Annotated in this window: 27 protein-coding genes; 15 read left to right on the top strand and 12 right to left on the bottom strand. The window is 63.9% G+C overall.

Going from position 1 to position 25,182, the window contains the following annotated elements:
- Positions 1 to 66 precede the first annotated feature (66 nt).
- Both cutA and GJ631_RS05470 read right to left on the bottom strand, forming a co-directional pair.
- Positions 67 to 378, bottom strand: coding sequence for a divalent-cation tolerance protein CutA (cutA, locus tag GJ631_RS05475; protein WP_156708180.1), 312 nt, complete (start codon positions 376 to 378; stop codon positions 67 to 69).
- The gene (locus GJ631_RS05470) at positions 378 to 590 is read right to left on the bottom strand and encodes an HEWD family protein (protein ID WP_156708179.1); all 213 of its coding nucleotides are present in this window, start codon (positions 588 to 590) and stop codon (positions 378 to 380) included. Before GJ631_RS05470 ends, cutA begins: the two co-directional genes overlap by 1 nt.
- A gap of 98 nt (positions 591 to 688) precedes the next feature.
- Here GJ631_RS05470 and GJ631_RS05465 point away from each other — a divergent pair, with 98 nt between their 5' ends.
- The gene (locus GJ631_RS05465; RefSeq protein ID WP_156708178.1) at positions 689 to 1,246 is read left to right on the top strand and encodes a YbhB/YbcL family Raf kinase inhibitor-like protein; all 558 of its coding nucleotides are present in this window, start codon (positions 689 to 691) and stop codon (positions 1,244 to 1,246) included.
- Here GJ631_RS05465 and GJ631_RS05460 read toward each other — a convergent pair.
- Complete coding sequence (locus GJ631_RS05460) at positions 1,243 to 1,695, bottom strand: hypothetical protein (protein WP_156708177.1); 453 nt, start codon at positions 1,693 to 1,695, stop codon at positions 1,243 to 1,245. The two genes, GJ631_RS05465 and GJ631_RS05460, sit on opposite strands and share 4 nt — an antisense overlap.
- Before the next feature lie 104 nt (positions 1,696 to 1,799).
- Between GJ631_RS05460 and GJ631_RS05455 the strand changes: the two genes are divergently transcribed.
- The gene (locus GJ631_RS05455) at positions 1,800 to 2,219 is read left to right on the top strand and encodes a universal stress protein (protein WP_156708176.1); all 420 of its coding nucleotides are present in this window, start codon (positions 1,800 to 1,802) and stop codon (positions 2,217 to 2,219) included.
- Here the strand turns inward: GJ631_RS05455 and GJ631_RS05450 are convergent.
- A complete protein-coding gene (locus tag GJ631_RS05450; protein ID WP_156708175.1) occupies positions 2,216 to 2,656 on the bottom strand; it encodes an acyl-CoA thioesterase in 441 nt (146 codons plus the stop codon). The two genes, GJ631_RS05455 and GJ631_RS05450, sit on opposite strands and share 4 nt — an antisense overlap.
- A gap of 119 nt (positions 2,657 to 2,775) precedes the next feature.
- On the opposite strand from GJ631_RS05450, the gene GJ631_RS05445 reads away from it, so the two are divergent.
- The 5 genes from GJ631_RS05445 to GJ631_RS05425 all read left to right on the top strand — a co-directional run bounded on the left by GJ631_RS05445 (position 2,776) and on the right by GJ631_RS05425 (position 7,814).
- A complete protein-coding gene (locus GJ631_RS05445; protein ID WP_156708174.1) occupies positions 2,776 to 4,278 on the top strand; it encodes a TraB/GumN family protein in 1,503 nt (500 codons plus the stop codon).
- Positions 4,275 to 4,922: a metalloprotease gene (locus GJ631_RS05440; RefSeq protein ID WP_156708173.1), complete on the top strand. Its 648-nt coding sequence runs from the start codon at positions 4,275 to 4,277 to the stop codon at positions 4,920 to 4,922. The genes GJ631_RS05445 and GJ631_RS05440 overlap by 4 nt, the downstream gene beginning before the upstream one ends.
- Before the next feature lie 60 nt (positions 4,923 to 4,982).
- Entirely contained in the window at positions 4,983 to 6,074 is a 1,092-nt protein-coding gene (locus GJ631_RS05435) for a HAMP domain-containing sensor histidine kinase (RefSeq protein WP_156708172.1), read from the top strand.
- A gap of 43 nt (positions 6,075 to 6,117) precedes the next feature.
- On the top strand, positions 6,118 to 7,092 hold the full coding sequence (gene purM, locus GJ631_RS05430; protein ID WP_156708171.1) for a phosphoribosylformylglycinamidine cyclo-ligase: 975 nt from the start codon (positions 6,118 to 6,120) through the stop codon (positions 7,090 to 7,092).
- Positions 7,093 to 7,265: 173 nt separating this feature from the next.
- Entirely contained in the window at positions 7,266 to 7,814 is a 549-nt protein-coding gene (locus GJ631_RS05425; RefSeq protein ID WP_156708170.1) for a CBS domain-containing protein, read from the top strand.
- On the opposite strand, the gene GJ631_RS05420 is transcribed toward GJ631_RS05425, so the two are convergent.
- The gene (locus GJ631_RS05420; protein WP_156708169.1) at positions 7,811 to 8,173 is read right to left on the bottom strand and encodes a DUF555 domain-containing protein; all 363 of its coding nucleotides are present in this window, start codon (positions 8,171 to 8,173) and stop codon (positions 7,811 to 7,813) included. The two genes, GJ631_RS05425 and GJ631_RS05420, sit on opposite strands and share 4 nt — an antisense overlap.
- Before the next feature lie 313 nt (positions 8,174 to 8,486).
- On the opposite strand from GJ631_RS05420, the gene GJ631_RS18490 reads away from it, so the two are divergent.
- Both GJ631_RS18490 and psmB read left to right on the top strand, forming a co-directional pair.
- Positions 8,487 to 8,663, top strand: a complete 177-nt coding sequence (locus tag GJ631_RS18490; RefSeq protein WP_197424842.1) for a hypothetical protein — start codon at positions 8,487 to 8,489, stop codon at positions 8,661 to 8,663.
- 40 nt (positions 8,664 to 8,703) lie between these two features.
- Positions 8,704 to 9,423 (top strand): archaeal proteasome endopeptidase complex subunit beta, encoded by a 720-nt coding sequence (gene psmB, locus GJ631_RS05415; protein ID WP_156708168.1) that lies wholly within the window; start codon positions 8,704 to 8,706, stop codon positions 9,421 to 9,423.
- Between the two features lie 144 nt (positions 9,424 to 9,567).
- On the opposite strand, the gene GJ631_RS05410 is transcribed toward psmB, so the two are convergent.
- Positions 9,568 to 9,990: a hypothetical protein gene (locus GJ631_RS05410; protein ID WP_156708167.1), complete on the bottom strand. Its 423-nt coding sequence runs from the start codon at positions 9,988 to 9,990 to the stop codon at positions 9,568 to 9,570.
- A gap of 204 nt (positions 9,991 to 10,194) precedes the next feature.
- Between GJ631_RS05410 and ligA the strand changes: the two genes are divergently transcribed.
- Positions 10,195 to 11,841, top strand: coding sequence for an ATP-dependent DNA ligase LigA (ligA, locus tag GJ631_RS05405; protein WP_156708166.1), 1,647 nt, complete (start codon positions 10,195 to 10,197; stop codon positions 11,839 to 11,841).
- Here the strand turns inward: ligA and GJ631_RS05400 are convergent.
- Positions 11,838 to 12,092 (bottom strand): hypothetical protein, encoded by a 255-nt coding sequence (locus GJ631_RS05400; protein WP_156708165.1) that lies wholly within the window; start codon positions 12,090 to 12,092, stop codon positions 11,838 to 11,840. The genes ligA and GJ631_RS05400 overlap by 4 nt on opposite strands.
- 97 nt (positions 12,093 to 12,189) lie before the next feature.
- Here GJ631_RS05400 and GJ631_RS05395 point away from each other — a divergent pair, with 97 nt between their 5' ends.
- Positions 12,190 to 12,882 carry an MBL fold metallo-hydrolase gene (locus GJ631_RS05395; RefSeq protein WP_156708164.1) on the top strand — a complete coding sequence of 231 codons (693 nt, stop codon included), beginning with the start codon at positions 12,190 to 12,192 and terminating at the stop codon, positions 12,880 to 12,882.
- A 10-nt stretch (positions 12,883 to 12,892) separates the two neighbouring features.
- Here GJ631_RS05395 and GJ631_RS05390 read toward each other — a convergent pair whose 3' ends face one another.
- Genes GJ631_RS05390 through GJ631_RS05375 form a run of 4 tightly spaced genes read right to left on the bottom strand, consistent with a single transcriptional unit; the run spans position 12,893 to position 17,665 of the window.
- Positions 12,893 to 13,165 (bottom strand): hypothetical protein, encoded by a 273-nt coding sequence (locus tag GJ631_RS05390; protein ID WP_156708163.1) that lies wholly within the window; start codon positions 13,163 to 13,165, stop codon positions 12,893 to 12,895.
- Positions 13,166 to 13,208: 43 nt separating this feature from the next.
- A complete protein-coding gene (locus tag GJ631_RS05385) occupies positions 13,209 to 14,108 on the bottom strand; it encodes a hypothetical protein (RefSeq protein WP_156708162.1) in 900 nt (299 codons plus the stop codon).
- Between the two features lie 40 nt (positions 14,109 to 14,148).
- Entirely contained in the window at positions 14,149 to 15,255 is a 1,107-nt protein-coding gene (locus tag GJ631_RS05380; protein ID WP_156708161.1) for a DNA topoisomerase IV subunit A, read from the bottom strand.
- 1 nt (position 15,256) lies between these two features.
- Positions 15,257 to 17,665 (bottom strand): DNA topoisomerase VI subunit B, encoded by a 2,409-nt coding sequence (locus GJ631_RS05375; RefSeq protein WP_156708160.1) that lies wholly within the window; start codon positions 17,663 to 17,665, stop codon positions 15,257 to 15,259.
- 153 nt (positions 17,666 to 17,818) lie between these two features.
- Between GJ631_RS05375 and GJ631_RS05370 the strand changes: the two genes are divergently transcribed.
- The 4 genes from GJ631_RS05370 (at position 17,819) to trpB (ending at position 24,141) form a co-directional block, all read left to right on the top strand.
- On the top strand, positions 17,819 to 18,367 hold the full coding sequence (locus GJ631_RS05370; RefSeq protein ID WP_156708159.1) for a mechanosensitive ion channel domain-containing protein: 549 nt from the start codon (positions 17,819 to 17,821) through the stop codon (positions 18,365 to 18,367).
- An 81-nt stretch (positions 18,368 to 18,448) separates the two neighbouring features.
- On the top strand, positions 18,449 to 20,377 hold the full coding sequence (gyrB, locus tag GJ631_RS05365) for a DNA topoisomerase (ATP-hydrolyzing) subunit B (RefSeq protein ID WP_156708158.1): 1,929 nt from the start codon (positions 18,449 to 18,451) through the stop codon (positions 20,375 to 20,377).
- 31 nt (positions 20,378 to 20,408) lie between these two features.
- Positions 20,409 to 22,922, top strand: a complete 2,514-nt coding sequence (gyrA, locus tag GJ631_RS05360; protein WP_156708157.1) for a DNA gyrase subunit A — start codon at positions 20,409 to 20,411, stop codon at positions 22,920 to 22,922.
- Positions 22,923 to 22,980: 58 nt separating this feature from the next.
- The gene (gene trpB / locus GJ631_RS05355) at positions 22,981 to 24,141 is read left to right on the top strand and encodes a tryptophan synthase subunit beta (protein ID WP_156708156.1); all 1,161 of its coding nucleotides are present in this window, start codon (positions 22,981 to 22,983) and stop codon (positions 24,139 to 24,141) included.
- A gap of 12 nt (positions 24,142 to 24,153) precedes the next feature.
- On the opposite strand, the gene rocF is transcribed toward trpB, so the two are convergent.
- A complete protein-coding gene (gene rocF, locus GJ631_RS05350) occupies positions 24,154 to 25,053 on the bottom strand; it encodes an arginase (RefSeq protein WP_156708155.1) in 900 nt (299 codons plus the stop codon).
- Positions 25,054 to 25,182: the final 129 nt, after the last annotated feature.

Here is a 25,182-nt window from a genome sequence, read left to right as displayed (position 1 = left end):
TTGGAGGAACGCGGATACAAAAGTTTGGATTGTAAAACGGAAAGGTTCCCTTTCGAAAGAGACAGATTATTTTTCCGAATCGACGCTCTCGGCGACCCACTCGCCGAACGAGGGCCCGACCGCTTCCTCGTCGAACCGTTCGATACAGGGAACGTCGTAGGGGTGCAGCTCCTCGGTTCGGGACTCCAGTGCGGCGTATTGCTCGTCGGTCGTCTTCGCGAGAAGGATGACTTCCTCTTCGGAGACGACATCTCCGTCCCAGCGATACGTCGAGCGACAGTCGAGTCGGTTGACACACGCCGCGAGGCGCTCTTCGACGAGCGTCTCAGCCAGTTCGGTGGCGGCCTCCGGCGGAGCCGTGATGTAAACCGTCGGCATCAGGCGTCGGCGTCCGACCCGACGCTCGGCTTGCCCTCGACGGGGTTGTATCGGCCGTTGATGTCCCACTCGTGGATGCAGTGTTTGTTGCCGACCTGTCGCTCGCCGTCCTCGACGGCGATGACCCAGTTCTGTTTGTCGGCGTCCCAACGGTCGGTCCGACCACACAGCTCACACTGCCGCTCGGTTGGGGGAACGATTTCGTCCGTCATACCCGAAGGAACGACGGCCTCCATAATCAAGGGACCGCTCGAACGGCGTGGCGAATCCGTCCCGGTGGGGTCATTAACGCGGAGCACGAAAGGCGGGTATGCGACGGCGCGAGTTACTGGCGGGGCTTCCGGCAGTCGGGCTTTCGGCGGTCGCCGGCTGTACCGTCGGTGGCGAACCGCCCGAACCGGACGACCTGACGCTGTCCGCCCCGGCCTTCGAGGACGGCCGGATTCCAGAGCGGTTCACTTGCGATGGCGAGGGCGTCTCGCCACCGCTGGTCGTCGAGGGCGTCCCCGACGGCCCGGAATCGCTCGCCATCGTCGGTGAGTGGCTCCGGAGTTACGGCTCCGCCACCATCTGGTTGCTGTGGAACCTTCCCGCAGCGGGTCGGCTAGAACTCCCGGCTGCCATCCCAAACGGTCCGAGCGTCAAGTCGGTCGAGGGGGCGAGACAGGGAACCAACGACGAGGGGTTCGTCGGCTATCGCTCGCCGTGTCACGAGACGCCGGGACGAAACGAGTACCGGTTCAACGTCTACGCCCTGGAGTCACCGCTATCCATCGAGGGCGGTGCCGACCGCGACGTCTTCGACGAGGCCCTCGAAGGGAAGGTCCGCTCCAGTACGACCCTCTCCGCGGTTTACGAGCGGTTCTAGAAGTCCGGAAGGTCGTCGGGGGCTTCGTATTCGGCCTCCCAGTCGATGTACTCCTCTTTCAGCGTCCGGCTGACCGTGTCGCCGAACTCAGCCAGCGCCGCGTTGATACCGGACACCGTCTCCCAAGAGTTCAATTCGGGGTGGAGTTCCCGCTCACGCCAGTCCTCAGGGATGCCGGGAGCGTGGTAGCCGACCCGGTCGGCGAAGTCGTCCCAGAAGAAATCGAACTCGGCGAACAGTCCGAGTTCCTCGGCGACGGCGAACTCCTCGGCGTCGAGGTCGGTGTGTGCCGCCCACTCATCGAAGGCGTCGTCCCAGGCGCCGTCGGCGAGTAATTCTTCCAGTTCCTCGCGGCGGTACTCCGTCCCCTGTACGTCCACGTCGTCGTACTCGCCGGTGTCGACCTCCGGCAGTTCGGGCGGTTCGGGCGCGTCGACGTTCAGTCCCATACCGGCCGTACGTCGGGGAGGATGAAACCACCTCCGACGAACTCTGACGTGGGACACGGCACGGCCCACCCACGTTTAACACCGGTGACGGAGTACCTCCGGACATGCGCATCGTAGTCCCCTACGACGGCTCCGAGCAGGCCCGAAAGGCGCTCGACCACGCGGTCGAGCGCTACGGCGACGGCGAAATCGTCCTCCTGTACGTGCAGGACTTCGTCGCGGCGGGGTACGAGGCCTCCCCCGGGGCGGCACTACCGGGGTACTGGAAGGAGTGGTACGAGGAGGCTCAAGCCGAGGCCGAACAGTTGTTCGAGGAAGCGCAAGCGCGCGTCGATATGGACCTCGAGACCGAATCCGTCGTCGGTCGCCCCGAGCGGGCAATCGTCGAGTACGTCGAGGAAAACGATATCGGCGCTGTCGTCATCGGAAGCCACGGTCGCAGCGGTGTCTCCCGAATTCTCCTCGGCAGCGTCGCGGAGACGGTCGTCCGGCGGTCGCCGGTGCCCGTTACCGTCGTCCGCTAGCGGGGCGCGTCGTCGAGCGCCTCCTCCCGAAGCGCTTCGCCCCGCTCCGAGGAGACGGTCAGTTCGGGTACCGTCGTCGTCGTTCGGTCCTCGTCTATCGCCACGAACACCATGTAGGACTCGGTGGTGAGCTGTGTCTCCTCCCGCCCGGGGTTCTCCCGATACACGCGCGTCCTGATGTGGATGCTGCTCGTCCCTGCTCGGTAGACGTAGGACTTGACGAGGGCGACGTCTCCGACCTCGATGGGGCGCTTGAAGTTCACCTCGTCCATGTGGGCCGTCACGCAGGTTTCCCCGGAGAAGTGCATCGCGCTCATCGCACCGGCTTCGTCCATCCACTTCATCACGTTCCCCCCGTGGGCGGTGTCGAGATTGTTCGCGTGGTTCGGTTGGACTATCCACCTGTTCTCGATGAGCGTGTCCAGTAGGTCCGTCATCGCCGGTGTATCGGACGGCCGGCGTGAAAAGACCAGTCGGTTCCCGGGGGCCCAAGCGGGAGCCACCCCTCCGAGTTCGTCCCGACACACGTAAGCCGCTCGCCCGACTGAACCCGACAATGAGCGAAGACGTCGAGGAGGGCTCCGTCCAGGTCGTCGGGACGGCGCACGTCTCCGAGGCGAGTGTCGAAGAGGTCGAGGACGTCATCGACGAGGAGCGACCGGACGTGGTCGCCGTCGAGCTCGACGAGGGGCGGTACCGCCAGATGAAAGGCGAAACGCCCGACGACCTCGACGCCGGCGACCTGTTGCGCGGCAACACCGTCTATCAGTTCCTCGCCTACTGGATGCTCTCCTACGTGCAGGCGCGTCTCGGCGACCGCCTCGACATCGAACCCGGCGCCGACATGAAAGCCGCCATCGACACCTCCGAGGCGCTGGGCATCGACGTGGCGCTCGTCGACCGGGACATCCAGGTGACGATTCAGCGCTTCTGGGCGCGGCTCTCGTTTCTGGAGAAACTGAAGCTCGTCGGCAGCCTCTCTATCGGATTCGGAACGCCCGTCGAAGTCGGCATGGGCGTCGGCATCGGAGTCGGGCTGGTCGTCTCGATACTCGCCGGCGCTATCGCGGGACCGTTCGTCGTGCCCGCAGGCATCGGACCGGGCATCCTCGTTGGCATCGCCGACACCCTGTTGGTCGCGTTGGGGGTCGGCCTCGGCCTCGGGATAGTACTGACCGCCATCCTCGAACGGATGGTGCCGGAGGAAGATATCGACGAGATAGACATCGAACAGATGACCGACACCGACGTGGTCGGCGCGATGATGGAGGAGTTCCGGCGGTTCTCCCCGGGCGGTGCGGAGGCCCTCATCGACGAGCGGGACGCCTACATCGCCCACCAACTCGTCGCGTTGCGCGACCAGGGCAAACACGTCGTCGCCATCGTCGGCGCCGGCCACCGCGAGGGTATCGAACGCTACCTCGAACGCCCGTCGCTGTTGCCGCCGATGGAAGAGCTGACCGGCCGAACCTCCGGCAGTCGCTTCTCGCTGTACAAACTGTTCGGCTACCTGTTCACACTCGGCTTTCTGGTCTTCTTCGTCCTGCTGGCCATCGCGACGTACACGGGCGTCGAGGGTGCCTCGAGCGAATTGCTGTTCCGGCTGTTTGCGGCGTGGTTCCTCGTCAACGGGATACTCGCTTTCGGCCTCGCCAAACTCGCCGGTGCCCACTGGCGCTCTGCGGGCGTCGGCGGTGGCATCGCGTGGCTGACGAGCGTCAATCCACTGCTCGCGCCGGGGTGGTTCGCCGGCTACGTCGAGTTGCGGTATCTCGACGTGAACGTCAGCGACATCTCGACGCTCAACGAAATCCTCTCCGACGAGGAGGCACCGATTCGTGACCTCTGGCGGAACCTCAGGGACGTACCGCTGTTCCGGCTCATCATGATTGTCGCGCTGACGAACGTCGGAAGCTTCGTCGGCAGCGTCCTCTTCGCGACGGTGTTCCTTCCGTACGTGTTTGCGGGGTCGGGAATCGAAGGTGCCGACGGCGTCGCTCGGCTGATGCTCGAGGCGGTACGCAACAGCGTAGACCTGCTCACGGGGGCTGTCGCATGAGCGGACTCACGCTCGCGGACGTTCGGTTCTACCCGGACGAACTTCGGGACTTGGCTATCGCATGGGGCGCGTTGGGACTGGCGTTTACGCTGTTCATCTTCGTTTCGACCGGCCGGCAGGTGTTCCCCGACATCGCAGGCGCCGTCACGTCACCGCTCTTCGTTCGCGTGTTCGCGCTCAGTGTGCTGACCGTCGGGGTCGGCTTCCTCCTCCACGAGTTGGCCCACAAGGTCGTGGCGGTCAGATTCGGTCAGATTGCGGCGTTCAAAGCCGACTACGCCATGCTCGCACTGTGTGTCGGAGCCGCTTTCGCCGGGTTCCTCTTCGCCGCGCCGGGGGCGGTGTATCACCGTGGACGAATCACCGAACGGCAGAACGGACTGGTCTCGGTTGCCGGTCCCCTGACGAACGTCGTCCTCGTCGCCGTGTTCCTCCCGTTCGTCTTCTTCGGCGGATTCGTCGGCGAACTGGGGCAGTTGGGTGTGACAATAAACGCCGTCCTCGCGGCGTTCAACATGATTCCGTTCGGGCCCCTAGATGGCAAAAAGGTGGTCTCCTGGAGCAAAGCCGTGTTCGCGGTCGTCTTCGCCGGCACCGTTTTGCTCGCCGTCGGGGCGTTCGTTTTCGTCGGCTTCCCGTACTAACCGACTTCAAGCGCCGAAATCGCTGGAGGGTATTTATACAGGAACACCACATCTCCACCCGTGAGCTACACGTATCGGGAGACTGTCGTCAGAACGACCCCGGTCGTGCTCATCGGAGGGTTGGGAGTGACACTGCTCGTCGCAGCCGCGCTCTACCTGTGGCAGCATCGACCCACCGTCCCCTCAACGGCCGTCGTTATCGGATTCGTCTTCGCGCTCGTCGTCGTCGCTTCCGGAGCGCTTCTCTACGTGAGCCTGCGACTCGCTCGAACCCAACTCGACAGCCAAAAGCGGTGGTGGGCCAGTCTCTGGACGCTGCTCGGGTTTGCCGGTATCGTCGCTATCGTCGCCCTCGCCCAAGGCTGGCGGTCGCTGCATCAGTCGATGGACCCGACGGTGATGTTGGGCGAGTTGCTGCTCGCGGGAACGGCCGGGTCGGTCGCCGGCTTGCTCATCGGCGTTTCGACAGTCGATTCGATGACCTCAGACGAGGCCGCCGAACGGCAGCGCGACGGCCTCGTGTTCGTCAACCGACTGCTCCGACACAACGTCCGGAACAGCATTCAGGTCATCCAGTCGTACGCCGACCTCGTCGAAAGCGAGACCGCCGACGACACCGTCGCCCGCCATTCGGAACTCATCGCCGAACGCTCACGACACCTCAACACGGTCATCGACGAAGCACAGACGCTGACCGAGTCGCTGTCGGGCGGGTTGTACCTCACGTCGACGGACCTCTCGTCGACGTTGCGATGCGTCGTCGAGTCGAGAGCCGAGGCGTCGCCGGACGCGACGTTCCGAACCGACATCGAGGACGGACTGTCGGTTCGTGCCGACAGCCTCATCGATACGATATTCGAGAACCTGCTGTCGAACGCGGTCGAACACCACGACGGAACGCCGACGGTGACGGTGACCGCAGAACGGACCGTCGGTGAAGTCGTCGTGCGCATCGCCGACGACGGGCCGAGCATTCCGCCGGAGAAGCGGGAGAGTTACTTTCAGCCAGGAACCCGAACCCCCGATAGCGACGGCGAAGGGTTCGGGCTGTATCTCGTCAGGACCCTGGTGTCCCGATACAACGGTGAGGTGTCCATCGAGGACAACGAGCCACGCGGCACCGTCGTGACTGTTCGACTCCCAGCGGCGTGAGCCAACCGACGCGCTTTTGCTCCGGTCGGACCGCCCATTGGATATGACCGACGAGAACGACGAGGGACTCACCTACGCGGAGACGGGCGTCGACATCGACGCGAGCGAGGCCGCGACCGCCGCACTCATCGGCGCCGTCGGCGAGTTCGAGGGTGACTACGCGGGGTTGGTCGATATCGGCGACCGGTATCTCGCCCTTGCGACCGACGGCGTCGGGACGAAACTGCTCGTCGCCGAGGCCCTCGACGACTACTCGACTATCGGTATCGACTGCATCGCGATGAACGTCAACGACCTCATCGCGACGGGCGTCACCCCCGTCGCGTTCGTCGATTACCTCGCGGTCGAGGCCCCGGACGACGATACCTCCGAGGCGGTCGGCGAGGGGCTCTCGGCGGGCGCGGAACGCGCCGAAATCGCCCTCGTCGGTGGCGAGACGGCGGTAATGCCCGATGTTATCAAGGGATTGGACCTCGCCGGCGCCTGCGCCGGACTGGCGACGGAGGACGAGCTGTTCGACGGCGAGGCGCAGGCCGGTGACGCCCTCGTCGGACTCCCATCCTCGGGGATTCACTCCAACGGACTGACGCTGGCACGGGAGGCCGCGACGCTGAATCACGAGTACACCGACCCGTTCCCCTACGACGACCGAACCGTCGGTGAGGCGTTGCTCGAACCGACGCGCATCTACCGAGAGGTGCTCGAACCGCTCCACGCCGTCGACACACACGCGGCCGCCCACGTCACGGGTGGCGGGTGGACGAACCTCTCGCGGATGGGCGAGTTCCGCTACGCCATCGACGACCCCTTCGAGCCTCAACCGGTGTTCGAGTTCGTCCAGGAGGAGGGAGACGTGAGTGACGAGGAGATGCACCGAACGTTCAATATGGGAACCGGCTTCGTCGCGGCGTTGCCCGAAGACGACGCCGACGCAGTCGTCGACGAACTCGACGACGCACGTGTCATCGGCAGCGTGGAATCCGGGGACAGCGTCGAGATTCGCGGTCTGGAGTTGTAGGCGAACAGGCGGGGCGAGACGGTATCGGCCAGCCCTGCCCCACGCTCCCGCCTTGGGGACTGACCGCCGATGCACGGCGCATACGCCGGGTGGTCCCGTTTCGGTACTTGAACCCTCGGACCGACCGTAACAGGGCCGGTGGCTTTTTGTATAACTGTTAGTTATTGGTTCGTATGGGAACCGACCTGCCGACGCCGGCGGACCTCCGTGAGCGGCGGACGAGTCTGGAGTTGACCCAGAGCGAACTGGCCGACCGTGCGGACGTGTCACAGCCGCTCATCGCGCGCATCGAGGGGGGCGACGTCGACCCGCGACTCTCGACGCTCCGGCGCATCGTGGGGGCGCTCGACGAGGCCGAAAGCGCGGTGATGCACGCCGACGACATCATGCACGAAGGCGTCATCAGCGTCGCGCCGGACGACAGCGTCCGCGAGGCTATCGACCTGATGGTGAAGGAAGGTTACTCACAACTGCCAGTCGTCCGGGACGGCCGACCGCAGGGAATCATCTCGAATTCGGATATCAGGCAACTGGACGACGAAAACGCCGGCGAACTCCCCGTCGCCGACGTGATGCGGGAGGCGATTACGACGGTCGAACCCGATGCCACCCTCGACGAGGTCAACGCCCACCTCAACCATCAGGACGCCGTAATGGTCGTCAGAGACGGGCAACTGGAGGGTATCATCACCGAGGCCGACGTCGCGGCCCACATGTCCTAGTTGTCGTCGTCTGCGTCGTCGGTTTCGAAGGTCTCGATGACCTTCAGCGGAACGTCACGGAGTGCGCCGCCGACTTCGCTCTTCGCGATGCGGGAGGCGTGTTGTGTGCTGTCGGCGTTGAACACTTTCATCTCCAGCAGGAGCCCGACCAACGCGGTGTCGGCAGCGATGAAGGCAGAGTCGAACGCCTCGCCACAGGCCGGACAGGGCGTCGCTCCGACCTCGACTTCGACGTAGTCCATCTCTTCGCTGTTGAGCCGTTTGCCGGCTTCGCTGACGGCCACCCCGATGGCGTCGTCTATCTCCTCGACGTCACGCACCAGCCACGCGGCTTCCATCGCGACGAGGTAGTTGCTCATACTCGAACCCTGCGGCCCCCGACGGATAGCCCTATTGTTTCGGGAGCGCCGCCCCGCCGCCCCGCCGCCCCGCCGGTCGGTCCTCGAATCGAGCCGCGCACGTCACCGCCAACGTTCCCATAAGTTATCGCGATAGCGCCGACCGGATACGCGGGTAATCCGACAATGGCGGCGATTGTGCAACCTCAGTTCGCCGAAACACAACTCGACTGGAATCGCATGACTGCGGCGCTATTGTTCTGCACTATTTATCATCCGACCCACCGACACGAGAGGAAAGCTTATATCCACCTACCGGATTGCCACGACCGAGATGGAATTCAAGGCGTACCGGGCGTTCATGTTCGCTCTGTACCAGTTCAGCATCGTCCTCGGCATCACCCTGCTCCCCGTCGCGCTCGTGGCCAAGCGAGCGGGCATCCCGTTCCCCATCGGGCGACTCGTCGAGCGGCTCGGCGAGGCTCACGAGAAAGCGGAATCGGCGGCCTGACCGGAAGGTTTTATCTGCGGTCGGTTTCTACCGCAGTGCAATGCGACAACCAGACACCTCCCTGCCCCGCACCGGTCAGGACCACACCCTCTCGCCGTACGAGCCCGAACTCGGCGAGGTGCCGTCGAACGACCTCTCCGCGGACGACTTGGAGGGCGTCAACAAGACGGGAACGACCACCATCGGCATCACGACATCCGAAGGCGTCGTCATCGCGACCGACATGCGCGCCTCCCTCGGCGGCCGGTTCGTCTCGAACAAGGACGTCCAGAAGGTCGAACAGATTCACCCGACGGCTGCCCTGACGCTCGTCGGCTCGGTCGGCGGCGCTCAGTCCTTCATCCGCTCGCTCCGCGCGGAAGTCAACCTTTACGAGGCCCGTCGCGGCGAGGACATCTCCATCGAGGCGCTGGCTACCCTCGCGGGGAACTTCGCCCGTGGCGGCCCGTTCTTCGCCATCAATCCCATCCTCGGCGGCGTCGACGACGACGGCCACCACGTCTACTCCATCGACCCCGCAGGCGGCGTGATGGCCGACGACTACACCATCACCGGCTCCGGGATGACCGTCGCATACGGTACCCTTGAACGCGAGTACGAGGAGGGCATGAGCAACGAGGAGGCGAAGCGCGTCGCGGCCTCCGGCATCAAATCAGCCGTCGAGCGCGACACCGGTTCCGGTAACGGCGTCTTCCTCGCCACCGTCACCGACGAGGGCGTCGACATCAAGGGTCACAAGGACTTCGACGACGTTCTGTAATCCGGTACTCGTCGTCGGTCTCTTCTTTCTCAGCGCTCGCTTCGACCGTTGGTCGCAGGTTTCGACGCGTCGGAGGAATACCGCATGACCGAGAAGTCACGGCCTTTTCGATTCGAAAACGAGTTCGGAGAGAAAACCGAACGGTCAGTCCGCCGGTTGTACGCCTGACCGCCCGTCGCCGCCGATTACCGCGTCCGTGGTTGCGGCGGTGTAAGCCATCAACAGCATCGACACGACGAGAGCCGCTCCCCAAATGAACGTCGTGATGTGAATGATACCGATACCCGTGAGTTCAGCACCCCAGACGGTCAGGGGAACGCCCCACTGGCCAACGACGAACAACCCGGAAACCGCCTGTCGCATGCGTCCGACGAGGCCGTAGGCGACGACGGCGAACCCCATCACCAACGCGAGAATCGAGAGCACGCCGAGGTGTGCATGTCCACCGACCACCCACCCCGGTACCGCTTGGGGGTTCGGCGGTGACAGCAGATATGCTTGATACAACCCAACCACCATCATCGTTGCCAATCCAAGGAATCCGGACGTCTTGAGGAGTCGTGTCATCCCAAGCGGAGGCGTCTATCGCTAACGATAAAAAAATTATCTTCGGGTTGAGTATTCACGCTCTGTCAGTTTAGTTTTGTTTTCAGTACACCTCTCGTCGATATAGGCTGATTAGACCTACACCACGGAAGCGACATAAGCGAACGTCCCGTTGCCTGTTGACTTCCGTGTGATTTAATCCCGGTACCGGCCAAGCCGACAGCGATGGAGTTCGTCGTCTTCGCTGACCGCGCCGCCGAGATGGAAGCCGAACCAGCGGATTTAGAGACAGTCGCGTTGGTCGCCGAGCTGTTCGCAGGGGCCGACGACGAGCTCGATACGGTCGCACGCTTCGTACAGGGTCGGGTGTTCCCCGCCCACGACGGGACGAAACTCGACATCGGGCCGTCGCTGTGTTACGAGGCGCTGGCGAAAGCCGCTGGGACAAACGTATCGGCCAACGATATCGAGGACAGACTGGCCGAAGTCGGCGAAATCGGCGCCGTCGCCGAAGGGCTGGACTTGGGTGGCCAGCAGGGACTTTCGGCCTTCGGGGCCGGTGGCGGCGAGGGGCTCACCGTCTCGGAGGTGGATTCGGAACTCCGAGCACTCGCGGCCGCCGAAGGCTCGGGCAGCACCGACACGAAACTCGACACGCTGTTCGGACTGTTCAACCGCGCCGACGACCTCGAAGCCCGCTTTCTCGCCCGTCTCGTGTTGGGCGAGATGCGCATCGGCGTCGGCGAGGGGACCGTCCGCGACGGGATTGGCGAGGCCTTCGACGTGCCGGTCGAGTCGGTCGAACGCGCTCTACAAGTGTCGAACGACTGTGGTCTCGTCGCCGAAACCGCCCGCGAGGATGGCGAAGCGGGCCTCGACGACATCCACCTCGAAGTCGGTCGGCCGGTGAAGGCCATGCTCGCACAGGCCGGAACCGCCGTCGACGCCCTCGAAGAGTGGGACCGAGCGGCCGTCGAGACGAAGTTCGACGGAGCGCGGGTGCAGGTCCACCACGACGGCCAGACGACGCGACTGTTCTCCCGGAACCTCGAAGACGTGACCGACCCGCTGCCGGAGGTCGTCGAGTTCGTCGACCGGGAACTGGAGGTTCCCGCTATCCTCGACGGCGAAGTCGTCGCCGTCGACGAGGCCGGCGACCCCCTACCCTTCCAGGAGGTCCTCCGTCGGTTCCGCCGCAAGCACGACGTAGCCGCGACCCGCGAGAACGTCGCCGTTGAACTACACGCCTTCGACTGTCTCCACGTCGACGGCGAGGATTTGCTGGACGTACCGCTCGTCGAGCGACACGACCACCTGCGTGACCTGCTCTCGGCGGGCATTTCGGAGTTGGTCCTGACCGACGACGCAGACGCCGTCGCCGAGTACGAGGCCGAGGCTCTCGACGCCGGCCACGAGGGCATCATGCTCAAGAACCCCGACTCGTCGTACACGCCGGGAAACCGAGGGAAGAATTGGCTCAAGCGAAAGCCCGACGTGGAGACGCTGGACCTCGTCGTCACCGGTGCCGAGTGGGGTGAGGGGCGTCGGGCGAACCTGCTGGGGACGTTCCTGCTTTCGGCCCGAACGGAAGACGGCTACGAGACACTGGGGAAAGTCGCAACCGGCATCACCGACGAAGAACTCGCGGCGTTACACGACCGACTGGAGCCGTACGTCCGTTCCGAATCGGGCACCGAGGTCGACATCGAACCGGCCGTCGTCTTCGAGGTCGGATACGAGGAGATACAGCGTTCGCCGACCTACTCCTCGGGGTACGCCCTTCGATTCCCACGGTTCGTCGGCATCCGGAAAGACAAATCGCCCGACGATGCCGACAGCCTCGAACGCGTCGAACGACTCGCTGACACCTAATCCCGGGCTTCGAGGTCGTCGAGACGTGCTTCGAGGTCGTCCAGTCGGTCGATAATCTCCTCGAGAGCCTCCTCGGCGGCGGTACAGTCGTCGAGTTCCTCGATTCGACGCGCGAGCTCGTCGTGTATCTCGCTGGTCGTCGCTCGATACTCCGCCAGTTCCTCGCTCGCCGATGCCGGCGTCAACCCGCCGGTGTTCCCCGACGATTCCAGTTGTGTGACGCGCTGTTTCAGCTCCTCGTCCGTCGCCATACGAGTTAATCGGACCACCATCTCATAAACCGAGCAGCGCACTTTCAGCGCGTGAAAAACCGCCGGGCTTGTGGTGTCGGAACGCCTCCCTCGGGGTATGCTCGAACACGAGGGGTTGAAGCTCGAGTGGCTCGGCTACGCGACGCTCCGACTCGAAGCCGACGGAACCGTCGTGTATCTCGACCCCGGACGATACGGGGTCTTGGACAACTATCAGGGCAACGACGGGGACGTTGTCTGTGTCACTCACGACCACCACTACGATACTGACGCGATTCGACGCGTCGCCACCGCCGACGCCACGCTCGTTCTCTTTGAAGGCATCAACACCCACCACATCGACCGGGACGTAGAGCGGCCAGCTGACCTCCCGTACGACCGGCGGACGGTCGACGCCGAAGCCGACATCGCCGTCGGCGACGCTATCGTCCGGACGACGGCGGCGTACAACGACCCCGACGGTCCACACGTCCGGCCCTCCGGGGAGCCGTATCACCCGAAAGGCCGGGGCTGTGGGTTTCACGTCACGCTGGGTGGTGTTTCGGTTTACTGGCCGGGCGACACCGACGTACTGGACGGACAGGAACACCTCGACGTGGACGTGTTCTGTCCACCCATCGGCGGGACGTTCACAATGGACCGCCATGAGGCGGCCGACCTCGCGGAAACGATGGACCCCGAAGTGGTCGTCCCGATTCACTACGACACCTTCCCGGAAATCGAAACTGATGCCGAGGCCTTCACAGCGGAGTTGCGTTCGCGGGGCGTCGATGTCGTACTCGGCGGTTGAGTCGACTCGTTCAGAATACCAAGCCGACGACGACCAAAACGGCACAGAACACGGCGACGGCAAGCAGGATTCTGAAGGCCAGCGAGACGTAGGGTTCCTCGCGGACGAGGCTTCGGTCGGAGTTTTTGTGATTCAGCAGTCGCTCTCGCGCCGCGAGAAGCGAGTAACGAGAGCGGCCACCCTCGTCCTCATCGGACGCCGGATTGAGGTTCGCTGAGCCACAGACGCAGGTCTCCGGCGGTTCGTCGTACACTCGGTCACAGTCCCCGCAGCGCCACTTCACAACTAAGCTACGTTCCGGGATTAAAAAAGCGTGTGCCCAGCGGTCACGATTCCGGTGTGTCAGTCTCAACGTGGAGTGTTGTCGCGTCCGTCACCTCGCCGTCGGTATCGAGATTCTTGACCTCGACTGCAGTCGGCATCGACTCCCGGTCCGCGAAAGCGACCGTTGCTGTCCACGAACTCCGAAGGCAGTCACCGCGATGGAACCGAGGGGCAGACTGAAGACCTATAGTCGCCGTCAGCTGGTCACCGGACAACTCCATATCCGAGAGGAACGGGCGGTAATGTTCGGCGGGGAGTGCTCGTTGGCCACTAAAAGACAGGTCAACGTTCGTTTGTGCTTCCGCATTCCCCTCGATTTTTTCACAGGTGAGTCGACCGGTGTCGAACCTCACGTCCTGCGTTGCCTCCCCGTATTCGACCGATTCGGACAGCGCTCCAACCGTTTCCAAATCGACGCGTTCGTACTCCGCACTCGAAGCGTCACCATCCGGTGTCTTGCCACGATATTTTGAAACCGTTGTCGGGTTATCGTAGCCGCTTTCGAACCGGTCGAACCGGAGACCAACCCACTCTGGGAATCGGTCGCTTTCCAGCGTCGCCGCACGCTCTACTGTGGCGTACTCCCCACAGTCGTCCGACCGGCGGTCGTCTTCCGGAACGTCGCTCCACATCAGACCGTCAACCGGCGCTTCTGCCAGCAAGGCGCCGTCGGTGCCAAAAAGTGCCAGAGCAGGCGCCGCGATGCCGTAGCCGTCCCGACCGAAGTCGAAGTTCACCGTCAGACGTGCGTTGACGCGCCATCCACCTGTCTGTTCTATGACCGTCGGTTCGACGTGGAACCCAACACCTGTCCATGTCTCACCACAGGGCGTACAGCCAGCAAGCGCGGGCATGCCGCCAGCAGCGATGAGGGCCAACGCTTGACGCCTAGGGAGGTCCATGCGCCGGCCACGGCGGCCGTGCTAAAAATAGTGCAGCCGATTACAGCACGCCCATCTCCCCGAGTCGCTCGGGGAGGTAGGTATCGGTCACGAAGTCCAGCCCCCGCGAGGCGAGTGCCTGCTGTTCGGCCTTCTTTTCGATGTCGAGTTGGAGTTCTATCTGCTCGGTCCAGTACTCGCTCTGGAACCGTGGGTCCTCGAGTTCGCTCTCGAGGGCGTTGATGTCCGAATCCGACAGCGGGTCGGTCGGCAGGTCGTACTCGACGATGTCCTCGGGTTGGATGCCGACGAACTCCGCCTCCGGCGTCGCGAGGTACTCCGAGAGGTGGGCGGACTTGATGGAGCCGTAAGCGACGGAGCCGTAGATGCGGTACGACCACGGGTCGCCGTCTGTGAACACCACGACCGGCAAATCGAGTTCGTCGTGGAGTCGTTTCGTGATGCGGCGGGTCGCACGGGCGGGTTGGCCCTTGAGGTGGACGACGATGACGTTGTGTTCCTCGTCGAAGCCGTTCTCGACCAGTCGGTCGCGCATCCCACCGGTCTCGACACACAGTACGAAGTCGGCGTCGTTGTCGAGGAACTCGATGGTGTCGGGGTTGTTGGGAATCTGATACCCACCTTCACCCACGTCCTTCTGGCAGTGAATCTCTCGTTCGCCGCGGCGGGTTTGTTCGCGGAGATACAGCGGCCCCATGATGGTCGCCCCGGACTCCTCGGGTCGCATGTGGAAGTCCTCGCGGGTGACCCCGCTGACGATTTCGAGGTCCTCGACGAGCTGGTTGGATTCGTCTTGGCCGCTGAACTGTGCGCGCTCTTCGTCCCACGACTCCGAGAGGTAGTACAACTCACGCAGCGTCGAGGAGCGGTCCTCGTCGAGTTGGTTGGCGAGGAACTCGATGGTGTAGACGGCCTTCAGGAGTTTCTGGGCGCCGCGGACGCTGTTCGCCGACCGCGTCGAGTGGCGGTCGCCGTACACCCACACGTCGTTGTCCTCGTCGAAGACGATGTTGCTCTTCGTCCGGGTCGGTATCTGCATCGAGGGGACGTCGCCCTCGGCGAACTGGTCGTAGAACTCGGCTGCGAGTTCGATGAGTCGCTCGCGGGCGAGTTCGTCCTTCACGTCGGGGTCGGTGTCTGTGCTCATGTTAGGCGTTGATAGTGAGTTTCTCGGCTTCGATACCCTCGACGGAGACGTCGAAGTCGGCGTCGCCGTCGATGTCGTACGCAAGCGTCGCGGTGTCGCCGGCCGCGACCGTCGGCGACCACTTCAGGAACCACTCGCCGTCCATCTCGACGACGGTGGCGTCGTCGTGGTCCCCTGGGTCCGAACTGACGATTTCCGTGATTTCGGGGTCGACGTTCGTGTCACCGTGGTTGTGGACGGTCAGTTCGACCGTCCCGTCCTCGACACTCCGCTCGACGAGGACGTTGTTCATGATGCGGGCCAGCGAGTCGTCGATGTCGAGCGGTTCGCGGTCGGTGACCTCCGAGAGCTTCTCGGCCATCTCCGGCAGAATCTCGGCGATGACGTTCTGCTTGCGGCGGCGCTTCTCCATCGACCGGCGTTTGTTCAGATACGACTTCAACTCGCGGGCGGCCTCCCGTAAGGCGAGTTCGATTTCGTCTTCGATTTCGGGGATGTTGGCGACGGCGTCCTTCGACTCGCTGGTGAACGGGACGTTCGTCGAGGCGACGTGAATCATCAACACTGCGGGACCGTTCGGCATCCCGGAGCCGCCGGGTTGGTCCAGTCCGTAGTTTCGCCAGTTGATGTTCTTGACCACGTCGACGGTGGCACAGGCGCCGCGCTGGTAGACGAGGGGGACCCGGTTTGCGAACCGGAGCACCTCGACGGAGCCGCCGTCTTCGAGGTCGCCACCGTAGGCGATGCCCGCCTCGACGACGAAGGGGTCCCCGCCGTGGACTTCGGCGTCACGGGTCGCGGAGGCGTAGAAGTCCGCCTCGTACTCCTTTTCGAGGCCGGCGTAGACGAGTTCCTCCGAAATCGGAGCGAGGCAGTCCGTCGGCGGCGAGAGGATGTCCGTCTCTCGCATCGCTTCGAGCAGTCGGGCGGCCGTATCGCGGTCGTCGGCGACGTCTTTGACTTTCGGCACTTCGTCGGGGACCCGAACCGACTGCGACCAGACCGCTTCGACGACGTTTTCGCGGGCCGTCTCGCCGAAACTGGCGTCGTCGCGCTCGATGGTCATGTCGGCGGCCCGGTCGACGAACTCCCGTAGTTCGTCGCGCGTGACGCGGTTTCGCTGGTCCTCCTGGTCGTCGAACTTGTCGGCCAGTCGGCGGGCCATCGCCTCGACGACCGCATCGTCCTTCCGACTCGTCGTTGCGTCGTCGACGAGTTCGTAGAGGTCCGACCGTCGGTCGGCGGTTATCTCGCCCCACGCTGCCTCGACGGCGTTTTCTCGAACTGTCTCCCCGAACGTCTTGTCGTATTCCTCGCCGACCGCTTCGGCGTGTTCGTCGACCAGCGCGACGACCTCGCTGTGGGCGACTCGCCCGGCGTCCTCGACGCTTTCGGCGACGTTGGTGGCGAGTGTCTTCGTCGCTTCGGCGCCCTTGTTCGAGACGGCGGCGGTGACGGCCGCTCGGATGTCGGCGTCCTCGTGGGCCTGCGGTGCGGACCAGGCGACCTCCCGACCGTAGTGACGGTCGCGGAGGTTGTCGGCGACGCTGGTGGCCGTCTTCTGGCCGACGCGGGTGAACTCCCCCTGCAGGAACCCCGTCACCGAGTAGGAATCAGTCGCATCCAGCATCTTCAGAAGCGTCCCCAACTCGACGCCGTGGGGGTGTGGACGAATCTCCTCGGTCTCCGGCGGCAGGTCGTCGGTCGCCCGCTCGAACTTGAACGACTCCTTCGGTTCGTGGAATTCGATTCGCGCGTGGGGGTTGACGACTGCGGTGTATTTGATGTAGTCGTGGAGTTGCTGGCGGGCGCGCATGTTGCCCTCCATCTCCAACTCGATGCGGGTTCCGTGGGGACGTTCCCAACTGGCACCCTCCTCGACGTCGATTTCGGGTTCGTTCGTGTCGGTGTCGATGGTCAACTCGAAGTACTGGGCGTCGCCGCCGTTGTTGGTCTTCGAGGTGATTTTCGCGGGCTTACCGGAGGTGAGTTGTGAGTACAGCACCGCCGCGGAGATACCGATACCCTGCTGACCGCGGTTCTGTTCTCGGGCGTGAAACCGCGAGCCGTACAGGAGCTTCCCGAATACCTTCGGCACCTGCTCTTTGGTGATGCCGGGACCGTTGTCCTCGATGGTGAGGCGGTAGTAGTCGCCGACCTCCTCGATTTCGACGTAGATGTCCGGGAGGATGCCGGCTTCTTCGGTGGCGTCTAAGGCGTTGTCGACGGCCTCCTTGATGGCCGTGACGAGCGCCTTCGCCCCGCTGTCGAAGCCGAGCATCTGCTTGTTCTTCTCGAAGAACTCGGCGATAGAGATGGAGCGTTGGCTGCGGGCGAGCTCCTCCGCGATGGGGTCGGGGTCGGGATCGTCACCGTCGCCCTCCCCGAGTTGCGACTGAAACGAGGTCATTCGTTCTGTGATGAATCCCCCGGCACCTAAAACCTCGTCGCTACCGGAGTGAAAGTGAAAGCAGGCGGAGGGACGCCTCCGATGACGCCCGTCTGACGCCGCGGAGAACGACGACGGCCGAACCCTTTTGCTGTCGGCGGCCGCCGTCGGTGTATGGCAACGGCCACGGAGTTCCTGACGGACACTGTCGCTCGGACGGTCACCGAACTCGCAGCGGGCGTTCAGGCGGCGATTCCACAGATTCTCTCGGGGTTGATATTCATCACCCTCGCGTACATCCTTATCCGGGTCGTTTTGGCCGTCCTTCGACGGTCCTTAGAGCAGATTTACTCGGACCGGCAGTCGCTGGTCGCGGACCTGTTCGTCACCGTCGTGGGCATCTTCATGTGGTTCGGCGTCGGCCTGGCGTTCCTGAAAATCGTCGGACTGGGTGACCTCGCGGCGAGTCTCGGCACCGCCGTCGGTTTCATCGCGTTGGGCATCTCGTATGCGCTCTCGGAGATGATAGAAGACACCGTCGCCGGGGTGTACCTCCTCCGTGACCCGGATTTCGAGGTCGGTGACCGGATATCGGTCGGCAGCGTCGAGGGCACCGTCGCCGCCATCGAACTCCGGAAGAGTCGGTTCACGCTCGAGAACGGCGACACGACGATTCTTGCCAACCGGGACGTAGAGTCCAAGTGGACGAAACGGAGCGACTGAGGGCCGGTTCCTCGCGCTTTCGCGCCCGCGCGTGCGGGGGATTTATACCCGGTGGGGAGTTAGGGACGGACAGGTATCCAGATGTCTCAGGATAGTGAATACAGCGCCGGGCAGATTCAGGTACTGGAGGGGCTCGAAGCCGTCCAGAAGCGCCCGGCCATGTACATCGGGTCGACCGATACGCGCGGTCTCCATCATCTCGTCTACGAAGTCGTCGACAACTCCATTGACGAGGCACTCGCCGGTTACTGTGACACCATCGAGGTGGTCATCAACGAGGACGGGTCAGTGTCGGTCAGCGACGACGGCCGCGGCATCCCCGTCGACACCCACGAGGAGTACGACCGACCGGCCGTCGAGGTCATCATGACGGTCCTCCACGCCGGAGGGAAGTTCGACAGCAAGTCCTATCAGGTGTCGGGCGGCCTCCACGGCGTCGGCGTCTCCGTCGTCAACGCCCTCTCGAAGTGGCTCGAAGTCGAAATCAAACGCGACGGCGCCGTCTGGCGGCATCGCTTCGACCACGGCGAGCCCGAAGACGACCTCGAACGGATTCGCGACATGGCCGACGACGAGGAGACGGGCACCGAGATTCGGTTCTGGCCCGACGACGACATCTTCGAGACGACCGAGTTCACGTTCTCGACGCTCGAATCGCGACTCCGGGAGCTCGCCTTCCTCAACCCAGGGGTCGAAATCACGATTCGGGACGAACGCCCCGAGGACCCCGAAGAAGTCGTCGAATCAACCTTCGAGTACGAAGGCGGCATCAAGGAGTTCGTCGAGTACCTCAACGAGACGCGCGACGTGCTCCACGAGGACGTGGTGTACTTCGCCGACGAGGAAGACGACATCCACGTCGAAGTCGCCCTACAGGCGACTGCAGGCGTTCAGGGGTCGATTCACGCCTTCGCGAACAACATCAACACCCGCGAGGGCGGGACGCACTTGACGGGGTTCAAGACGTCTCTCACTCGCGTCATCAACGATTATGCGACCTCCAACAGCATGCTGTCGGACCTCGAAGGCACGCTGAAAGGCGAAGACATCCGGGAGGGGATGACCGCGGTCATCTCGGTCAAACACCCCGACCCGCAGTTCGAGGGCCAAACGAAGACCAAACTCGGCAACAGCGAAGTTCGCGGCATCGTCGAGGGTGCCGTCCACGAGGAGTTGGCGACGTACCTCGAGGAACACCCCGACACCGCCGAAGCCATCATCTCGAAGGCCGTCGAAGCGGCGAAGGCCCGAAAGGCCGCCAAGAAGGCCGAGGAACTCACGCGTCGGAAGTCGGCACTGGAGTCGACGAGTCTCCCGGGCAAACTCGCGGACTGTCAAACGCGGGACCCCGAGGATTCGGAGTTGTTCGTCGTCGAGGGCGACTCCGCCGGCGGGTCGGCAAAACAGGGCCGGAACCCCAAATATCAGGCCATCCTCCCGATTAAGGGGAAAATCCTCAACGTCGAGAAACACCGCCTCGACCGCATCCTCGAAAACGACGAGATTCGGAACCTCATCACCGCCATCGGGACGGGTATCGGCGAGGAGTTCGACATCGAGGAGGCCCGGTATCACAAGATAATCATCATGACGGACGCCGACGTCGACGGCGCCCACATCCGGACGCTGCTGTTGACGTTCCTGTATCGGCACATGACGCCGCTCATCGAGGCAGGCTACGTTTACGCCTCCCAGCCGCCGCTGTACCGCATCCGGTACAAGGGCGAGACCTACGACGCGATGACCGAGGCGGAACGCGAGGAAATCGTCGAGGACATCTGTGACGGCAACCCCTCGCAGGTCCAGCGGTTCAAGGGTCTCGGCGAGATGAACCCCGAACAGCTCTGGGAGACGACGATGAACCCCGAAAACCGCATTCTCAAACAGGTCACCATCGAGGATGCGGCCGCGGCCGACCGGATGTTCTCGGTGCTGATGGGCGACGCCGTCGAGCCACGAAAACAGTTCATCAAGGAACACGCCGACGCCGCCGAATGGGTCGACATCTGAGACCGAACGACGAGAAACCACCAGTTCACACATGAGTTCAGAGACACCAGAACCCCCGGACGAACCCGCAGACAGAGTAGAGCCCGTGCGCATCGAAGACGAGATGGAGCAGTCCTACATCGACTACGCGATGAGCGTCATCGTCGGGCGTGCCTTGCCCGACGCCCGAGACGGCCTCAAACCCGTCCAGCGACGCATCCTGTATGCGATGTCGGAGATGGGCGTCACCGCCCACGCCGGCCACCGCAAGTCCTCGTCGATTATCGGCGAGACGATGGGTAACTACCACCCACACGGTGACAGTGCGATTTACGACGCCCTCGCCCGGATGGCACAGGACTTCTCGCTTCGCTACCCGCTCGTCGACGGGCAGGGTAACTTCGGCTCGGTCGACGGCGACCCGCCGGCGGCGATGCGGTACACGGAGGCCCGGATGGCCCCCATCGCCGAGGAACTGTTGGCGGACATCGAGAAGGACACCGTCGACTTCGAGAGCAACTACGACGACCGACTCACCGAACCCGCAGTGCTGCCCGCGCGAGTGCCGAACCTGCTCGTCAACGGCGCTTCGGGCATCGCGGTGGGGATGTCGACGAACATCCCGCCGCACAACCTCGGCGAGATTATCGACGCCTCCATCCACCTCATCGACAACCCCGACTGTTCGGTGTCGGACCTCATCGACACGCCGAACTCCGAGGGGTACGTCAAGGGCCCGGACTTCCCGACCGGCGCGAAAATCGTCAACCGCGAGGGGTTGATGAACGCCTACACGGAGGGACGGGGTCGACTCCGCGTGCGTGCGGACATCGACGTGGAGTACACCGACCGCGGCGGCGACCGCATCGTCATCAACGAGATGCCGTACCAGCAGAACAAGGCCCGCCGCATCGAGCGCATCGCCGACGACGTCCAAGAGGGCAAAATCGAGGGCATAAGCGACATCCGCGACGAGTCCGACCGGACCGGAATCCGCGTGGTCATCGACTGCAAGCGCGGCGCGAACGTCGACGTGGTGAAGAACCAACTGCTCGAACACCACCTCGAGAACACGTTCTCGGTCATCTCGCTTGCGCTGGTCGACGGCCAACCCCGCGTGTTGAACCTCAAGGAGATGCTCGAACAGTTCGTCGAGCATCGACGCGAGGTCGTCCGCCGACGCTCGCAGTTCGAACTCGAGGAGGCCGAAGACCGCGCCCACATCCTCGAAGGCCGCCTCGTCGCTCTCGGAAACGTCGACGACGTCGTCGAACTCATCCGCGGCAGCGACGACCGCGACGCCGCAATCGCCGGACTGGAGACCGAGTTCGAACTGTCGACGGAGCAGGCCGAACACATCGTCCGGATGCAGTTGGGGTCGCTCACCTCGATGGAGGCCGGCGAGGTCGAAGCCGAGTACGAGGACGTGCAGGCCGAAATCGAGCGCCTCGAAACCATCCTCGGCGACGAGTCGGAACTGCTAGAAGTCATCAAGGACGAACTCCGCGAAATCAAAGCCGAGTACGGCGACGACCGTCGAACCGAAATCATCGAGGACGCGGGGTCGGTCACTCGCGAGGACCTCATCGCCGAGGAGGAAGTCGTCGTCGTCGTCACCGAGGAGGACTACGTCAAGCGGATGACGCTTGCGGAGTTCGACACCCAACACCGCGGCGGGAAGGGCATAATCGGGACGCGCCCGAAGGAGGGCGACCGCGTCTCGACGGTGTTCACCGCCTCGACGCACGACTACCTGCTCTGCTTTACGAATCAGGGACAGGTGTACCGTCTGAAGGTGTTCGAGTTGCCGGAGATGGGTCGGACGGCTCGTGGCACCTCGGCGGTCAACGTCCTCGATTTGGACGATGGCGAAGAGATTACGGCTGTCGTCAACACCGACGACATCGACGACGGCTACCTCGCGATGGCGACCCGCGGTGGCTACGTCAAACGGACTGCGGTCTCGGACTTCGAGAACGTCCACTCCGGCGGCATCCGTGCCGTCCGACTGGAGGAAGACGACGCGTTGGTCGACGTGGAAGTCACCACCGGAGATGGCGACCTGCTCATCGGGACGCGAGGGGGGATGACCATCCGCTTCGACGAGGCCGACGCCCGGCCGATGGGGCGGTCTGCCCGGGGTGTCAACGGCATCAAACTCCAAGACGGCGACGAAGTCGCCGGCCTCGTCGCGGCCGAACCCGACGACGACCGCGACCTGCTGACGGTGACGCGGAACGGCTACGGCAAGCGGACGCCCCTGACCGAGTACCGCCAGCAGTCCCGATACGGGAAGGGCCTCATCGACATCAAAACAGACGAGCGCAACGGCCCCGTCTGTGCCATCAACGCCGTCTCGACGGGCGACGGACTCGTCATCATGAGCGAGTCCGGCCAAATCATGCGCACGCACGTCGACGAGGTCTCCGAAGTCGGCCGGAACACGAAGGGCGTCGTCGTGATGCGGCTCGACGATGACGACCACGTCGCCGGCGTCGACGTGGTTGACAACACCGGTGACGACGGCGACGACGAAGCGTCCGCCGAGGAGACGGACGACGAGTAATCGTCGACATCCCTGTTCACTTCGCAACCGTTTTGTACGGTAGTGCGTACCACTATCCATGTCAGACGCGGACGACAACGAGTTCGGCGAGTTCGGCGGACGCTACGTCCCCGAACCGATGCTCGAACCGCTCGAACAGTTGGCCGGTGCGTTCGACGACATCGTCGATAGCGAGGAGTTCCAAGCCGAGTTCCGACACGTTCTCGAACAGTACGCGGGTCGGCCGACGCCGCTGTTCCACGCCGAGAATCTCAGCGAGGCCTACGGCGCCGACATCTACCTCAAACGCGAGGACCTCCTCCACGGCGGCGCACACAAAATCAACAACGCGGTCGGGCAGGCACTCATGGCGAAGAAGGCGGGCAAAGAGCGTATCATCGCCGAAACCGGCGCGGGCCAACACGGCACCGCGACGGCGATGGTCGGGGCACTGTTCGACCTCGACACTGAGATTTACATGGGGAAGAAAGACGTCGAGCGCCAGCAGATGAACGTCTTCCGGATGCGCCTGATGGGTGCCGAGGTCAACGAAGTCACCCGCGGCGGGTCCGGATTGGCCGACGCCGTCGACGCCGCCTTAGAGGACTTCGCCGAGAACATGGACGACACCCACTACCTCGTCGGCAGCGTCGTCGGCCCCGACCCGTTCCCGCGGATGGTCCGGGAATTCCAGTCGGTCATCGGGAAGGAGGCCCGCGAGCAGGCCAAGGAGCAAATCGGTGGGCTCCCGGACGCCTGCGTTGCCTGCGTCGGCGGCGGGTCGAACGCCATCGGCCTATTCCACGCCTTCCGGGACGACGACGTGGACTTCTACGGCGGTGAGGGTGGTGGCGAAGGTGCCGACTCGAAGCGCCACGCCGCACCGCTTGCGGCCGGCAACGAGGACGTCATCCATGGGATGAAGACCCGGGTCATCGACGACGATGTGGAGGTCCACAGCGTCTCCGCGGGACTGGATTACCCCGGTGTCGGCCCGGAACACGCCATGTTCCGTGCGGTCGGTCGCTGTGAGTACCGCGGCATCACCGACGACGAGGCGCTGGCCGCGTTCCGTGACCTCTCGGAGTTGGAGGGCATCATCCCGGCGCTGGAAACCGCCCACGCCGTCGCGTTGGCCGGCCAACTGGCCGACGAGGGCGACCACGACACTATCGTCGTGAACCTCTCGGGGCGCGGCGACAAGGACATGCAGCAGGTCGCGTCGATGCTCGACCTGTAGCGTCGGCCCGTTTCAGAGAATCACTTTTCCGAGGCCACTCGCGATTAACTCGACGGCCAACTCCGCAGTCCGGTTGTGGGAATCGAGAATCGGGTTGACTTCGACCACCTCCATCGACCGGACGGCACCGGTGTCGGCGATGAGTTCCATCGCGGCGTGTGCCTCCCGGTACGTGACGCCGCCACGGACGGGCGTCCCGACGCCAGGGGCCTCGTCGGGGTCGAGGAAGTCCATATCGAGGCTGACGTGCAGCGCGTCGACGCCGTCGAGCGCCGCGGCGATGGCGTCCTCGATGACCGGGACGAGTCCACGGTTGTCGATGTGGCTCATCGTGAACGCCGTCACGTCGCTGTCGCGGATAGCGCGACGCTCCTCGTCGTCGATGTCCCGAAGACCGACCATCGCGATGTTCCCCTCGTCGATGTCCGCGTTGGCCCACCGCTTCTCGGCGAATGCCCCACGACCGAGCATGGCTGCGATGGGCATCCCGTGGACGTTCCCACTTGGCGACGTTTCCGGCGTGTTGAAATCGCCGTGAGCGTCGAGCCAGAGGACGCCGATATCCTGGTCCGCGCTCGCCCCACCGACGCTGCCGATGGCGATGGAGTGGTCGCCGCCGAGGACCAAGGGGAGGTCGCCGTCGTCGATGGCGTCGGCGACGGCGCTCTCGACCCGGCGACACACCCACCGCGTCTCCCGGAGGTACTTCGCTCGACCCACACCCGGCGTTTCGGCGTTCGGATCACGGCCTTCCGGGCGCGGGACAGGTAAGTCACCGGCGTCGTCGTAGGAGAGCCCGACGTTTCGGACGGCATCGGAGAGACCGGCGTACCGAATCGCCGACGGCCCCATGTCGACGCCACGGCGGTCCGCGCCGAGGTCCATCGGCGCACCGATTACTCGGAGGTCCATACCACCGGTACAGTACCGACCGTCTAAAAACCGCCGCCAGTGGCCCTTCACGTCAGCGACCGTGAGGAAACCGAACGCCGCCGAAACGCCACTCCCCCACCGTCGGGTTTAAGGACGGAACTATCGAAT

The organism is Natronomonas sp. CBA1123, assembly GCF_009741925.1.
GTDB lineage: Archaea > Halobacteriota > Halobacteria > Halobacteriales > Haloarculaceae > Natronomonas.
Note: the sequence above shows the minus strand (reverse complement) of the source record. Positions and strands in the feature narration are given on the sequence as shown.